Genomic DNA, 13,971 nt, shown 5'->3' with positions numbered 1-13,971 from the left:
ATGACGCTGACCGCCCAGCCCACGAGCACCGGCCTCGATCTCGGTCCTGCTGCCGCGCTCGCCTGCCGCGCCTGCGGCCACCGCCTCGACCTCGCCGCCGAGTTCGCCTGTCCGCAGTGCTTCGGCCCGCTCGAGGTCGCCTACGACTTCGGCCGCGTCACCCGCGAGGACATCGAGCGCGGTCCGCGCAGCATCTGGCGCTACAAGTCCCTGCTGCCCGTGCCCAGCACCGTCGAGACGCTGCCCAACACCGACCCGGGCTGCACGCGCCTGCTGCGCGCCGACCGCCTCGGCGCCGAGCTCGGCATCCGCAACCTGTGGGTCAAGGACGACACCGGCAACCCGACCCACTCCTTCAAGGACCGGGTCGTCGCCGTCGCCCTCGCCGCGGCCCGCGAGCTGGGCTTCACCGTCCTGGCCTGCCCGTCGACCGGCAACCTGGCCAACGCCACGGCCGCCGCGGCGGCGCGCGCCGGCTGGGACTCCGTCGTGCTGATCCCCGCGTCCCTCGAGCGCGCGAAGATCCTCATGACGGCGGTGTACGACACGAACCTGCTGGCCTGCGAGGGCACCTACGACGACGTCAACCGCCTCGCCACGGAGCTCGCCTTCGAGCAGGAGGACTGGGCGTTCGTCAACGTCAACGTCCGCCCGTACTACGCCGAGGGCTCGAAGACCCTGGGCTACGAGGTCGCCGAGCAGCTCGGCTGGCGCATCCCGGCGCAGACCGTCATCCCGATCGCCTCGGGCTCGCAGCTCACCAAGGTCGACAAGGCCTACGGCGAGCTGATCTCCCTCGGCCTCGTCGACGACGCCGAGTACAAGGTCTTCGGCGCCCAGGCCGCGGGCTGCTCGCCGGTCTCGACCGCCTTCCGCGAGGGCACCGACGTCGTGCGCCCGCAGAAGCCGGACACCATCGCCCGCTCCCTGGCGATCGGCAACCCCGCCGACGGCCCCTACGTCCTCGACGCGGTGCGCCGCTGCGGCGGCACCGTCACCGACGTGACCGACGAGGAGGTGCGCGACGGCATCCGGCTGCTCGCCCGTACCGAGGGCGTGTTCGCCGAGACCGCGGGCGGCGTCACCGTGGCGAACGCCAAGAAGATGGTGGAGTCGGGCGACCTCGACCCCGACGCCGACACGGTCCTGCTGATCACCGGCGACGGGCTGAAGACCCTCGACGCGATCGAGCACCAGGTCGGCCCGAAGGCGACGATCCCGGCCACCTCGGCGGCGGTGCGCGAGGCACTGGGCCTGTAGTCCGGCCCGCCACCCGGTTCCCGGGCCGAGGTTCATCGCTTCCTCGGATCGGGGCGCGGGTCGCCACGGGCCACGACGGCGGGGGCTCCCGCACCGGACCCCGCACCGGCCCCCGCCACGACGGCGAGGTCGCCGGACTCGTCGGTGCGGCGCACGAGCGCGCCGGTGCGCGCGAGCAGCCCCACGACCTGCGGGTTCGGGTGCCCGTAGGTGTTGCCGCGCCCGACGCTGACCAGCGCGAGCGAGGCCCGCGCGGCGGTCAGGAAGGTCGGCAACGACGACCGTGACCCGTGGTGCGGCACCTTGAGGATCTCGGCGTGCAGGTCCGACCCCGAGCCCAGCAGCGACGACTGCGACGAGAGCTCCGCGTCGCCGGGCAGCAGCACCCGCCCGACCGTGGTGTGGGCCCGCAGCACCACCGAGGTGTCGTTGACCGCGGTGCCGTCCTCGCCGTCGACGTGGGTCGCCGGGTGCACCGGCCCGAGCACCTCCAGCGTCAGCCCGGGCCAGCGCAGCACGATCCCGCGGGCCAGGCCGACCAGCGGCGCGCGCACGCTGCCGGCCCGGCGCACCACCTGCGCGAGCGTGTCGGCGGGCTCGCGGGCCGGGCCGAGGGCCACCCCGCCCACCGGGCGCCCCGCCAACGCACCGGCCAGCCCGCCGACGTGGTCGGCGTGCAGGTGGGTGAGCACCACCAGGGCCAGCGACCGCACCCCGAGCCGCGCGAGGCATCCGTCGACCGCACCGGCGTCCGGGCCCGCGTCGACGAGCACCGCCCGCCCCGGCTCCCCCGTCGCCAGCACCAGCGCGTCGCCCTGGCCGACGTCGCAGGCGACCACCGACCATCGCTCCGGTGGCCAGCCCGGCGGCGCGACCCGGGTGGGGACGAGCACCAGCAGCAGGCCGACCAGCGCGGCGGCCACCACCACGCGCAGCCGCCGCCAGCGCAGCGCGGCCCCGACCAGCACGACGACCGCGGCCAGCGCCAGCGCTCCCGGCACCCCGCCGGGCCACGCGAACGTCGCCCCCGGCACCGCGGCGCAGCGCCGCGCCACCCACACCAGCCACGACACCCCCGGCCCGGCGACCCCCACGAGGACGTGCGCACCCGCGGTCCACCACGGCGCCACGGTCGCGGCCAGCACGCCGAGCACCGTCACCGGCGCGATCACCGGCGCCGCGAGCAGGTTCGCCGCCACCGCCACGACGCTGACCTCGCCCGAGAGCCCCGCGATCACCGGCGCGGTCACCACGTGCGCGGCGACCGGCACCGCGAGGGCCTCCGCGACGCCCGCCGGCACCCCGCGCGCCCGCATCCGCGCAACGAACCCCGGCGCGAGCAGCACCAGCGCCCCGGTCGCGAGCACCGACAGCGCGAACCCCGGATCGGTCGCCAGCCCCGGGTCGACGAGCAGCAGCACGACCACCGCCGTGCACAGCGCCGGCACCACCGACCGCCGCCGCCCCACCGCCAGGGCCAGCACCGTGACCCCGCCCATCACCGCGGCGCGCAGCACGCTCGGCGACGGCCGCGCGAGCACCACGAACCCCACCAGCGCGAGCCCCGCCAGCAGCGCCGCCGTCCGTGGACCGAGCCGCCCCAGCCGCGCGAGCAGCAGCACCGCGCCGCAGACGATCGCGACGTTCGTCCCCGACACGGCCGTGAGGTGGGTCAGGCCGGCCGTGCGGAAGTCGTCGGCGAGACCCGGGGACACGCCGGAGGTGTCGCCGACCACGAGGCCCGGCAGCAGGCCCGCCGGGTCCTCCGCCAGCACGGCGCGCGCCGCATCGCGCAGGCCGCCGCGCAGGTCGCCCGCGACCCGCTGGAGCGCGGGCACCGGTCCGACCGCCCGCGGGGGTCCGCGGACCTGGAGCACCGCGACCGTGAGGTCGGCGCGGTCGGGCGGGCCGAGCCGCCCCCGCGCACCGACCAGCTGACCGGGCAGCAGGTCCGCCCAGCCGTCCGCCGGCGCGAGCAGCACCACGCGGCCCCCGGCACGCCACGACGGCCCCGGCCCGACCTGCCCGCCGACCAGCTCGCCGCGCACCACCACCCGGCCCGGGCCCGGCACCGACGAGCGGACCGGACGCGGGTCGGCGGTGACCACGAGGTCGAGCGACGCCGACGCCCCGGCGCCGGTGGCCGGGCGCAGCGGGTGGCTCGCGACCGCGAACGCCCCGAGCCCGGCCACCAGGCCCACCGCGGCCCCGCACCCGCCCGCGGCGATGACCACGGCGCGCAGCCCGGGCCGCCCGACGGCCCCGCCACGACGCCGTCCCGCGACCACCGCCGCCGCGGCGCCGACGACGACCAGCACCAGGGCCGCACCCCAGCCCGCGGTGAGGGCCGCGATCGCCGCGCCCCACGAGGCGAGCGCGGCCGGCACGAGCCGCAGGTCGGGTGGCGCCGGCGGCTCGGGCGGGGACGCAGCCCGCCGGTCGGGTGAGGACGCGGCCTGCGGGGCCGCGGCCACCCGGGTGCGCCCGTGAGCCGAGCTCACACCGCGACCAGGTCGCGCAGGGTCGCGAACCGTGCGTCCCCGATGCCGCTGACCTCCTGCAGCTGCTCGACCGCGGCGAAGCGCCCGTTCTGGTTGCGCCACTCGAGGATCCGCTGCGCGGTCACCGGGCCCACGCCGGGCAGCTGGTCGAGCTGTTCGAGGGTGGCGGTGTTGAGGTCGAGACGCCCACCCGGCGCACCACCGCCCGGTGGCGCGGCCCCACCGCCCGCAGCAGCACCCGCCGTACCCCCGGCCGGCGGCGTCTCCGGCGCGGGCACCCCGACGACGACCTGCTCCCCGTCGGAGAGCCGCGTCGCGAGGTTGAGGCCGGTGAGGTCGGCGTCCGGCGACGCACCGCCGGCCGCGTCGACGGCGTCGCCGACCCGGCTGCCGGGCGGGAGACGCACCAGCCCCGGCCGTGCCACCTTCCCCGACACCGAGACGACGATCGGGCCCGCGTCGACCGGTGGCCCGCCGGGAGCAGCCGGCGACGGCGCGGGCGGCCCGGCCACCACGGGCAGTGCCGGCACCGGCTCCGGGACCGGGCGGTCGGACCACACCCCCACCGCCGCCACGACGGCCGCGACCGCGGCGACCGCCGCGAGGGCGAGCGCGCCCGACCGTCCCGGGTCCCAGCGCGCCCCCGCCCACGACGCCGGCAGCCACCGCGCCGCCCACCGCCGCGCCCGCTCGGCGTGCTCCGGCGGGTCCCAGGCGCTCCCCCGCCGCGCCGAGGGCGCCGGTGCCGGCTCGTCCTCCTCGTCCTCCCACCAGGTGTCGTCCTCCGCGGACACCGACACCGGCGGCGACACGGGCCCCGACCGTGGCGGCAACCGCAGCCGCGCCGCGGGCGTGCCCGGAGGCGCTCCCGGCCAGCCGACCCGCGCGCCCCCGGCGGACCCACCCACCTCGACGCTCTCCCGCCCGCCCCAGGACCCGGCACGGGGAGGCGAAGGCGGAGGCGGCGCCGACCGTGCGCCGAGCGACCGCAGGCGGGTCCGGGCGCCGTCGGCGTCAGGTGGTGCGGAGCGGGCCATGGGCGAGAACGCTAGGAAGCGCGCGGGCCGCTGGCCCAGCGTCGGACGACGGCCTGGGGACAGCGACCCGGGGTGGGGACGGTCCGCCGTCATGGCGGCGGCGCGAGAGCCCCGGACGGTGCAGCGGCGGCGCCCGCTCAGACCCCCGGCATCGTCAGCAGCCGACCGAGGCGACGCATGTTGCCCCGACCCGCCACCCGCAGCCCGGCCGCGAGCACGGGCAGCACCGGACGCAGGACTCCCGACGGCGTGAGCTCGATCGTCAGGGTGAGGCGGCTCCCCCGTCCCCGGGCCTCGACGTCGCCGACGAGGTCGATGTCCAGCCCACGGAACCGGCACCGCGAGCGCCAGTGCGCCGGCCGCTCGAACTCGACGATCTCGGCGGTCCCGCGACCCAGCCCGAGCCACGTCCCGTCGAAGCGCGACCCGGTCCCGATCGGCTCGCGGGTCACCAGGTCGATCCGCCGGGCGGCCGGGTTCCACAGCGCCTCGGTGCGCAGGTCGGAGACCTCGTCGAACACCTTCTCGGGATCCGCGTCGACGTCCAGCCGGTTCACGACGGTGGTCACCCCGTCATCGTCGCCGGTCGGGGCCCCGACGGTCACGCGGCCGAACGGTCAGGACCGCGCCCGCAGCGCCGCCGCCACCTCCCGGCCGACCGCCTGTCCCACCGCCTCGTGCGCCGCCCAGCCCCAGTGGATGCCGTCGGGGTTGCCGTGCCCGCCGAGGACGTGGTCGGCGACGAGGGGCACGGGGTCCACCAGCAGCACGCCCCGGGACGACGCCCACGCCGTCAGCGCCGCCACGTGCCGGTCCCGCCCCGCGTGCACGCCGCCGTACAGCGGCGCCCGGTGCACCGCCGGCAGCACGCCGACCACCGGCAGGCCGGGGATCAGCGTCGTCACCGCGACGCGCAGACGTTCGAGGTACCGCACGGTCTCCCCCGGCGGCAGCGCCACGGGGCCGGCGCGCCCGAGCACACGCGCGGCGCGCGGCGTCATCCACCGGTGCGCGTCGCGCACCGACCGTCGCAGCCACGACGGCCGTACGGCGGGGATCAGCTCCCGCAGCGCCGTGGGCAGCGGCGAGGGCAGCGTGTCCATCCCCCCGACCCCGAGGACGACCGCGTCGGCGTGGCGCAGCGACGCCCAGATCCGCGGGTCGCCGAGCATCGCGCGCCACGCGTGCCGGGCCGTCCAGCCCAGGCCCGCGTGCAGCTCGGCGCGGCCCCCGGCGGCCCGGCCGGCGACGTGCGGCCACAGGCGCGGCTCGTCGGCGGGCTCGGCGCGGTCGGGTCCGTGGAAGGACAGCGAGTCCGCGATCACCACGAGGACCGGCGCTCCGCCTCCCCCGGGGCTCACGCGTGGAGGCCCCAGGCCCGCAGGCGCCAGCGGTCGATGCGGTGCTCGAGGATCGCCCAGGCGCAGTTGTGCAGCGGGGAGAGCGAGTGCCACGCCTCGATCGGCCAGGCGAGCGCCGAGGCCGTCAGCGCGCCGATCGTGCCGCCGTGCGCGACGACCATCGCGGTCTGTCGCTCGTCGCTGCCGGCGAGCTCGGCGTCCAGCTCGGCGAGCACGGGGAACGCGCGCTCGGCCACGTCGACCCGGGACTCGCCACCGGGCGGCGCCCAGCCCGGATCGGTGCGCCACGCGTCCAGCCCGCCGGGCCAGCCGCCCTCGACCTCGGGACCGGTCAGGCCCTCCCAGTCCCCCAGCGCCGTCTCGCGCAGCCGCGGCTCGGGCCGCGGCACCAGCCCCGCCTCCTTGGCGACGGCCTCGGCCGTGCGCCAGGCGCGGACCTGGTCGGACGCGACGAGCAGCACCGGCTCGAAGGCGGCGAGCAGCGGCGCGGCGGCCAGGGCCTGGGCGCGCCCGACGTCGTCGAGATCGGGGTCGAGCCTGCCCTGCATCCGGCTCTCGGCGTTCCACGTCGTCCGACCGTGGCGGACGAGGACCAGCCGGGTGAGGCTCACTCGCCGGTGACACCCGGACCGGAGGGCGGCCCGGACACCTCGGCGGGCAGCGGCACGGCCGGGCAGTCCTTCCAGAGCCGCTCGAGCCCGTAGAACTCCCGCTCCTCGGAGTGGAACACGTGCACGACGATGTCGGCGAAGTCCAGCAGCACCCAGCGGGCCTCCTGGGTGCCCTCGCGGCGCACCGCCTTCGCGTCCAGGTCGCGCAGCTTCTCCTCGACGCTGTCGACGACGGCCTGCACCTGGCGCTCGTTGGGCGCCGAGGCGATGACGAACGCGTCGGTGAGGGGCAGCCGCTCGGACACGTCGATGGCGACGACATCCTGGGCCAGCTTGTCGGCGGCGGCGAGCGCGGCGGTCTCGGCGAGACGGCGCGCGCGGTCGGTGACGGCCACGAAACCCTTCGGAGGTCGACGGCAACGGCGTGTCGATGCTACTCGACCGCGCTGCGTGCACGCCGGAGCACGACGTCGGGGCCGGGCGCATACTGGCCCGATGGCGGACTTCGGGGACGGGCTGGCCCAGGGCGCCGACCTGGTGGCGGCCGCCGAGAGCGCCGTCGCGCAGGCCACGGCCCCGCTCGGGGGCCGCCGGCCGGACCTGCTCGCCGTCTTCGTCTGCCACCCCGATCCCGACGAGATCGCCCGGGCCGGGGAACGCGCGATGGAGGTGGCGGGCGCGCGGGTCGCGGTCGGCTGCAGTGCCGGTGGCGTGATCGGTGACGGGCGCGGCGTCGAGGCGCAGCCCGCCGTCGCCGTGTGGGCCGGGGCCCTGCCCGACGCGTCGCTGACGCCGTTCCGGCTCGACGCGAGCCGCACCGACACCGGGATCGTCGTCGGCGGGATGCCCCACCGCGGCGACGGCGACGAGGTCGCGCTCCTGCTCGCCGATCCCTACACCTTCCCCATCCAGGGCTTCGTGGAGCAGTCCGGTGAGGCGCTGCGGGGCCTGCCGCTGGTCGGCGGCCTCGCCTCCGGTCCCGGCGGACCCGGGGCGACGCGCCTGTTCCTCGACGGCGCCGTCCACGAGCGCGGCGTCGTCGGCGTGACGATCGGCGGTGACGTGCGGGTGCGCACGCTCGTCAGCCAGGGCTGCCGGCCGGTGGGCCCGACGATGACCGTCACGGCCGCCGACGGCCCGCGTCTCCAGGGCCTCGCCGGCCAGCCCGCGTACCGCAAGCTCGAGCAGATCGTCCGCGAGCTCGACGAGGACGAGCAGCAGATGGTGGCCCGGGGCCTGCACCTCGGGGTCGTGATGGACGAGTACGCCGACGACCACCGCCAGGGCGACTTCCTCATCCGCGGCGTCGTCGGCGCCGACCCCGAGGAGGGCACGGTCACCGTCGGCGACGTCGTCGAGGTGGGCCGCACCGTGCGCTTCCAGGTGCGCGACGCCTCGTCCGCGGACGCCGACCTCGACTGGCTCATGACCCGCTTCCGCGGCGAGGGCGGCACCGCCGGCGCGCTGCTGTTCTCGTGCAACGGGCGCGGGCGGGCCATGTTCCCCGACGCCGACCACGACGTCACGGCCGTGGCGCGCGGCCTCTCCCCCGAGGGCGTCGCCGGGTTCTTCGCCGCCGGCGAGATCGGGCCCGTGGCGGCCCGCAACCACCTGCACGCCTTCACCGCGTCGGTCCTCGCGTTCGGCGGCTGACCCCCAGGAGACGGGCCCCTCGCACGGCCCGTGACCACCGGTCCTACCGTGGGGGGCGATGAGCGTCGAGCCACGGCAGGACGAACGCCTCCCCGAGGACGTCGTCTCGCTGCTGCGTGGCCCGAACCCGTGCTTCGTCGCGACGGTGATGCCCGACGGCTCCACGGAGACCACCGAGACCTGGGTGGACACCGACGGCACCCACGTCGTGCTCAACGCCGTCGAGGGCCTGCAGAACGTCGCGAACGTCCGGCGGGACCCGCGGGTCTCGGTCGCGATCGCCGACGTCCGGCAGCCAGGGCGCTACGTCGCGGTGCGCGGCCGCGTCGTCGACGTGACGCCCCACGGCGCGACCGAGCACCTCGAGTCCCTCGCCCGGCGCTACCTCGGGCGCCCGTACCCCTGGCACCGGCCGGACCAGACGCGCCTGATCCTGCGCATCGCCCCGACCGCCGTGCGCCGCGAGAGTTCCTGACCCGTCAGCGCGTCCCCGGGACGACCTGGGCCACGCCGGGAGCCTGCTCGCCGCCGGTCGCGAACACCGGGCCACCGGAGAGCCCGACGAGGTCGGGCCGGACGAGCGCGACGCCGAGGACCGCGAGCATGACGACGAGCACGACGATCGTGCCGATCATCAGGGCCGTCGTACCGCGGCGTGCCGGCGCGACGGGGGCCATCGGGGCGACGACGGGAAGCGGCGCCGACCGGGGGCGGGCGATCGCGGGGTCCGCCGGCCACGGTCCCCAGCCGTCCGCCGCGTCGAGGGGATCCGGCGGGAGGAGCCGCGGGGCCTCGACCGGGGCGTGCGGCGGGCGTGCCGCCCGCCCGGCGCCCCACGGGCGGGCGAACTCGCCGGGCGCGTCGGCCCAGGCGCGGGCCCGGTCGTCGAACCGGGGCACCGGCCGTGGCGGGATCGCGACCGCTCCCGGTGCTCCGTCGACCCCATCGGGCGGGGTCGACGGACCAGCCGGGGCGATCAGGTCGGCCGGCGTGCGGGTCACCAGCACGACCCGCGGGGAGGGCAGGGCCACCGGCCCGGTCGGGGCGTCGTCCACCGCGACCTCGTCCCTGTCGGGGGCGGACATCCGGTGCCGGCTCACGACTGCGTCAGCGTGCAGCCGGCGGTGTCGCTCCACAGCGCGGTGCTCCCGGTGAACTCGACCTCGGTGCCGGAGCTCGGCGTCAGGACGAGGTCGTCACCACGCATCTCCCAGGTCCCCGAGCCGCTCTCCGAGGTGTAGCCGCCGTCCTCGAACGTGAGCGTGCCGCTCCCGACGCTGCAGGAGCCCGAGGCGGTGTAGTCACCGGAGGGCTCGCTCGCCGAGGTGGTGGTCGTCGTCGCGCTCGACGACGGCGTGGCCGACGAGGACGTCGGGTCGTCCGCGAGGGTCGTGGCGTCGGGTCCGCCGGCGGTGTCGCCCGTCGTGTCGCCCGTCGTGTCGCCCGTCGTGTCCGCCGTCCCCTCGGGCAGGGCGCCGGCGACGGGAGTGCTCCCGTCCGGCACGACCGGGCCGGCGGAGCTGTCCGGCGTGCCTCCGGCAGCCTGGCCCGCCTCGGGGTCCGTGGCCGGGTCGTTCGCCCGCACGGTGGGGTTCGGACGGTCCTGCTCGCCCTCGGTGCCGTGCGGCCGGTCGTGCCCGCGCCCGGTGTGGACGTCGATGATCGTGAACTCGTTCGTGACCTGCGTGGTCTGGTGGGTGATGACGGTGACCGACGACGACGTGAAGGACGACCAGCGCGGGCCGACGTAGGCGACGCTGGTGAACGACTGCGGCGCGGTCAGCGGGTTCCCGCAGAAGCAGCGGGTGACGAGGTTGCCGTACCGGTCGACGAGCACGGCGGTGCCGGCCTGGAGGACCGCGGGCCAGGACGTGACCTGTCCGCTCGCCCAGCCGTGGTTGGTGACGAAGGTGTCCGAGCGCAGGACGACGGCGGTGAGCCCGTCGACGTAGCTCGTGATCGTCGAGGAGGACGCGTCACGCAGCCCGAGCACCGAGGCCCAGCCGGCGGCGCGGTCGGGGTGCCGGCCGAGGAAGGAGCTCAGGCGGGAGCGGTCGCACGCCGCGTCGCTCCCCGACCCGCCGTAGAGGCCCGGCGTCGTGCCCGCGTAGCTCCCGCTGGTGTGGGCGACGGGGCGGACGTCGGGGACGTCGGTGCCGACGCTCTCCATGAACGGGTTGGCCCCGGCGGTCGCGACCGGCTCGAGGGCGACGTCGGTCGGCGCGTTCAGCTCCCGCGCCACGATGACGCCCCCGAGCGCGGCGACGAGCATCGCGAGCACGACGACGGCGATGATCGGTCCACGGGCGGCGCGCCGCGGCGGTGGCGGTGGGGCCTGGTGGGCGACGGGCGGCGGCGGCATCAGCACCGAGATCACTCCCCGAACAGGTGCCGCACCCCGGTCGGGCGTGGCGTCGAGTGGATCTCGCCGGGTCGACGCAGGGTGTTAGTCGACGCGCCGTCATGTCACTCGTTCGTGGCGCACAGGCCCTGATCGGACCAGGGCGGCTACTCCGAGGCGACGTGCTCGGTCGGCCCGAGCACCCAGCCCTGACCCCGCGGCCGGTAGAGGCCGCGCTTGGCGATGTACTGCACGACGCCGTCGGGCACGAGGTACCAGACCGGCTCCCCCGCGGCGACGCGCTCGCGGCAGGCCGTCGACGAGATCGCCATCGCGGGGACCTCGAGGAGGCTGACCGACCCGCGCGGGAGGTGGTCGTCGACCAGCTCGAACCCGGGCCGGGTGACGCCGACGAAGTGGGCGAGCCGGAACATCTCGTCGGCGCGGTGCCACGACAGGATCTGCTCGAGGGCGTCCGCGCCGGTGATGAAGAAGAGCTCGTCGTCCGGGAAGATCGTCGCGAGGTCGGAGAGAGTGTCGACCGTGTACGTCGCGCCCTCGCGGTCCACGTCGACGCGGCTCACGGTGAAGCGCGGGTTCGACGCCGTCGCCACCACCGTCATGAGGTAGCGGTCCTCGGCCGGGCTCACCGACCGGCTCTCCTTGCGGTACGGCTGGCCGGTGGGGACGAACACGACCTCGTCGAGGGCGAAACGGATCTGTGCCTCGCTGGCGGCCACGAGGTGGCCGTGGTGAATGGGGTCGAAAGTGCCGCCCATGACCCCGATCCGGCGGCCGCTCATCCGTTCAGACTAGATCGTCGCGACACGGGACCCGTCTCACACCGGCAGGAGCCCGGACACCACGCCCGCGAGCTGGGCGGCGGTGCGGCACTCGTGCATGGGCACGACCTCGCCGTAGCGGCGGGCCGCCGAGTCGCCCGTGCCCCACTGCGCCTGGGGCTCCGGGTTGAGCCAGTGCACGTGGCGGGCCTGGTCGGCGAGCTGACCGAGGACGGTGAGGTTGGGGTCGCGGTAGTTGGTGCGGGCGTCACCGAGCAGCAGCAGCGAGGTCCGGGGCCCGACGACGTCGGGCCAGCCCTCGCGGAAGCGCCCGAGCGCGGACCCGTAGTCGCTGTGCCCGTCGAAGGCGATCAGCCCGGGCCGGGCGGTGATCTCGGCCATCACCCCGCCGAGGTCGGCGTTGGGGCCGAACAGGTCGGTGACCTCGACGCAGCCGTCGACGAAACAGAAGATGCGGATCCGGGAGAACTGCTCGCGCAGCGCCTGGACCAGCATCATCGTGAAGTGGCTGAACCCCGCGACCGACCCGGACACGTCGCAGAACAGCACCAGCTCGGGGCGTCCGGGGCGCGGGCGGCGGAACGCGGGCCGCATCGGGACGCCCCCCGTGGACATCGACCGGCGCAGGGTGCGGCGCAGGTCGATCGGGCCCCGACGGGCCCGGCGCCGGCGCGCGGCGAGCCGGGAGGCGAGGTGGCGGGCGAGCGGGGCGACGCGGCGGCGCAGGTCGGCGAGCTGCTCGGAGTTGGCGGTGAGGAAGTCGACGCGGTCGCCCTGCTTGGGCACGCCGGTGCGCGCCGCGGCCTCGCGGCCCCGGATCTCGGCGCCGCGACGGCGGGACTCGTCGGTGACCATCCGCCGGAACGACGAGATGCGGTCCCGGACCTGGCGCCGCGAGACCTCCTCCGCGAACGGGCTGTCCCACTCCGCGTCCGGGCCGCCGCGCAGGTCGGCGAGCACGCGCGCCAGCAGCGTCTCGGGCCGCACGGCGTTGAGCGCCTGGTAGGCCGACCACGTGGCGGGCCGGCCGCCCCCGCCCTCGCCGCGGTCGCCGCCTCCTCCGCCCTGGCCCTGACCCTGGCCACCGGCCCCGGTCCCCCGGCCCACCGCGCCCAGGCCGTCGACGATCGCCCGGGCCAGCTCGGCCATGGCCGCGGTGTCACCGTCACGCAGCAGGCCCGCGAGCAGGTCGCGCAGCGCCTCGACGTCGACCGACCCGTCCTCGGCGTACGGCAGCGCCACCTCACCCAGCGCGGCGCCCTGCCCCAGCGGGAACCACAGGTCGAACAGCGCGTCGAACACCGCGCGCTGCCCCGAGCGGCGCAGCATCGCCGCGGCCAGGCCCTCGCGCAGCTGCTCGCGCTGCAGCAGGTCGAGCTCGGCGATCACCGCGGCGGCGTCGACCGACTCGCCCGGCCCCACCGCGATCCCGGCGCGCCGCAGCGCGCCGACGAAGTCGACGAGGTGTCCGGGCAGGCCACCGGCGACCACGGGGGACACGGTCAGTTCAACCGCAGCTCGGCCATCGCGCGCTGCGCGTCGGCCTGGTGCTTGAGCACGACGCCGAGGGTGGAGCGCACCGTGTCGTCGTCGAGGGTGTCGAGCCCGAGCGCGAGCAGCGTGCGCCCCCAGTCGATCGTCTCCGACACCGACGGCGCCTTGCGCAGCTGGATGCCGCGCAGCACCCCGACGATCCGCACCAGCTCCTCGGCGAGCGCCTCGGGCAACTGGGGCACCCGGGCGAGCACGATGCGGCGCTCGAGCTCCGGGTCCGGGAAGTCGAGGTGCAGGAACAGGCAGCGCCGCTTGAGCGCCTCGGAGAGCTCGCGGGTGGCGTTCGAGGTCAGCAGCGTGAACGGCCGCTGGTTCGCCGTGATCGTGCCCCACTCGGGGACGGTGACCTGGAAGTCGCCGAGCACCTCGAGCAGCAGGCCCTCGACCTCGACGTCGGCCTTGTCGGTCTCGTCGACCAGCAGCACGGTCGGGTCCTCGCGCCGGATCGCGGTGAGCAGCGGGCGCGGGAGCAGGAACTCCTCGGAGAACACGTCGTCGCGCGTCGCGTCCCACGACTCGCCCTGGCTCGCGGTGATCCGCAGCAGCTGCTTCGCGTGGTTCCACTCGTAGAGGGCGCGCGCCTCGTCGATGCCCTCGTAGCACTGCAACCGCACCAGGCCCGCGCCGGTGGCCTCGGCGACGGCACGCGCCAGCTCGGTCTTGCCGACGCCGGCGGGTCCCTCGACGAGCAGCGGCTTGCCCAGCCGGTCGGCGAGGAAGACGGTGGTCGCGACGGCGGTGGACGCGAGGTAGCCGACGTCGGCGAGCCGGGTCAGGACGTCGTCGACGGAGTCGAACAGGGCCTCCTGGGCCTTCCCGCCGACCGGCTCGGTGCTCACGGGCCGCATCC

At 76.6% G+C, this 13,971-nt stretch carries 14 protein-coding genes; 3 read left to right on the top strand and 11 right to left on the bottom strand.

Annotation, left to right across the window (positions count from 1 at the left end; genetic code table 11):
• Complete coding sequence (gene thrC, locus WCD41_RS27655; protein ID WP_337718461.1) at nucleotides 1–1,260, top strand: threonine synthase; 1,260 nt, start codon at nucleotides 1–3, stop codon at nucleotides 1,258–1,260.
• A 32-nt stretch (nucleotides 1,261–1,292) separates the two neighbouring features.
• Here the strand turns inward: thrC and WCD41_RS27650 are convergent, their stop codons facing one another.
• The 6 genes from WCD41_RS27650 to rsfS form a co-directional block, all read right to left on the bottom strand.
• Nucleotides 1,293–3,647, bottom strand: coding sequence for a ComEC/Rec2 family competence protein (locus WCD41_RS27650; protein WP_337718487.1), 2,355 nt, complete (start codon nucleotides 3,645–3,647; stop codon nucleotides 1,293–1,295).
• 110 nt (nucleotides 3,648–3,757) lie between these two features.
• The gene (locus WCD41_RS27645) at nucleotides 3,758–4,573 is read right to left on the bottom strand and encodes a ComEA family DNA-binding protein (protein WP_337718460.1); all 816 of its coding nucleotides are present in this window, start codon (nucleotides 4,571–4,573) and stop codon (nucleotides 3,758–3,760) included.
• 362 nt (nucleotides 4,574–4,935) lie between these two features.
• Nucleotides 4,936–5,367, bottom strand: coding sequence for an SRPBCC family protein (locus WCD41_RS27640; RefSeq protein WP_337718459.1), 432 nt, complete (start codon nucleotides 5,365–5,367; stop codon nucleotides 4,936–4,938).
• A 48-nt stretch (nucleotides 5,368–5,415) separates the two neighbouring features.
• A complete protein-coding gene (gene octT, locus WCD41_RS27635) occupies nucleotides 5,416–6,159 on the bottom strand; it encodes a diglucosylglycerate octanoyltransferase (RefSeq protein WP_337718458.1) in 744 nt (247 codons plus the stop codon).
• On the bottom strand, nucleotides 6,156–6,770 hold the full coding sequence (locus WCD41_RS27630; protein WP_337718457.1) for a histidine phosphatase family protein: 615 nt from the start codon (nucleotides 6,768–6,770) through the stop codon (nucleotides 6,156–6,158). Before WCD41_RS27630 ends, octT begins: the two co-directional genes overlap by 4 nt.
• Nucleotides 6,767–7,165: a ribosome silencing factor gene (gene rsfS / locus WCD41_RS27625; protein ID WP_337718456.1), complete on the bottom strand. Its 399-nt coding sequence runs from the start codon at nucleotides 7,163–7,165 to the stop codon at nucleotides 6,767–6,769. Before rsfS ends, WCD41_RS27630 begins: the two co-directional genes overlap by 4 nt.
• Nucleotides 7,166–7,265: 100 nt before the next feature.
• Between rsfS and WCD41_RS27620 the strand changes: the two genes are divergently transcribed.
• Together WCD41_RS27620 and WCD41_RS27615 are read left to right on the top strand one after the other, a co-directional pair.
• The gene (locus WCD41_RS27620) at nucleotides 7,266–8,423 is read left to right on the top strand and encodes an FIST signal transduction protein (RefSeq protein WP_337718455.1); all 1,158 of its coding nucleotides are present in this window, start codon (nucleotides 7,266–7,268) and stop codon (nucleotides 8,421–8,423) included.
• Nucleotides 8,424–8,481: 58 nt separating this feature from the next.
• Nucleotides 8,482–8,898: a TIGR03618 family F420-dependent PPOX class oxidoreductase gene (locus WCD41_RS27615; RefSeq protein WP_337718454.1), complete on the top strand. Its 417-nt coding sequence runs from the start codon at nucleotides 8,482–8,484 to the stop codon at nucleotides 8,896–8,898.
• 4 nt (nucleotides 8,899–8,902) lie between these two features.
• Here WCD41_RS27615 and WCD41_RS27610 read toward each other — a convergent pair whose 3' ends face one another.
• The 5 genes from WCD41_RS27610 to WCD41_RS27590 all read right to left on the bottom strand — a co-directional run bounded on the left by WCD41_RS27610 (nucleotide 8,903) and on the right by WCD41_RS27590 (nucleotide 13,960).
• Complete coding sequence (locus tag WCD41_RS27610) at nucleotides 8,903–9,523, bottom strand: hypothetical protein (RefSeq protein WP_337718453.1); 621 nt, start codon at nucleotides 9,521–9,523, stop codon at nucleotides 8,903–8,905.
• Nucleotides 9,520–10,785 (bottom strand): DUF6777 domain-containing protein, encoded by a 1,266-nt coding sequence (locus WCD41_RS27605; RefSeq protein ID WP_337718486.1) that lies wholly within the window; start codon nucleotides 10,783–10,785, stop codon nucleotides 9,520–9,522. Before WCD41_RS27605 ends, WCD41_RS27610 begins: the two co-directional genes overlap by 4 nt.
• A gap of 146 nt (nucleotides 10,786–10,931) precedes the next feature.
• Nucleotides 10,932–11,567, bottom strand: coding sequence for a nicotinate-nucleotide adenylyltransferase (gene nadD / locus WCD41_RS27600; RefSeq protein ID WP_337718452.1), 636 nt, complete (start codon nucleotides 11,565–11,567; stop codon nucleotides 10,932–10,934).
• 36 nt (nucleotides 11,568–11,603) lie between these two features.
• Complete coding sequence (locus WCD41_RS27595) at nucleotides 11,604–13,058, bottom strand: VWA domain-containing protein (protein WP_337718451.1); 1,455 nt, start codon at nucleotides 13,056–13,058, stop codon at nucleotides 11,604–11,606.
• Nucleotides 13,059–13,069: 11 nt separating this feature from the next.
• Complete coding sequence (locus WCD41_RS27590) at nucleotides 13,070–13,960, bottom strand: AAA family ATPase (RefSeq protein WP_337718450.1); 891 nt, start codon at nucleotides 13,958–13,960, stop codon at nucleotides 13,070–13,072.
• Nucleotides 13,961–13,971: the final 11 nt, after the last annotated feature.

Source organism: Actinomycetospora aeridis, from assembly GCF_037400275.1.
Taxonomy (GTDB): Bacteria; Actinomycetota; Actinomycetes; order Mycobacteriales; family Pseudonocardiaceae; genus Actinomycetospora; species Actinomycetospora aeridis.
This window is presented reverse-complemented; position numbering and strand designations above follow the sequence as displayed.

What these genes read in the sequence shown, in the direction of transcription:
- WCD41_RS27615 (WP_337718454.1), top strand. Translation starts at nt 8,482, where the DNA reads ATGAGCGTCGAGCCACGGCAGGACGAACGCCTCCCCGAGGACGTCGTC.
- nadD (WP_337718452.1), bottom strand. Translation starts at nt 11,567, where the DNA reads ATGAGCGGCCGCCGGATCGGGGTCATGGGCGGCACTTTCGACCCCATT.
- WCD41_RS27605 (WP_337718486.1), bottom strand. Translation starts at nt 10,785, where the DNA reads ATGCCGCCGCCGCCCGTCGCCCACCAGGCCCCACCGCCACCGCCGCGG.
- thrC (WP_337718461.1), top strand. Translation starts at nt 1, where the DNA reads ATGACGCTGACCGCCCAGCCCACGAGCACCGGCCTCGATCTCGGTCCT.
- WCD41_RS27620 (WP_337718455.1), top strand. Translation starts at nt 7,266, where the DNA reads ATGGCGGACTTCGGGGACGGGCTGGCCCAGGGCGCCGACCTGGTGGCG.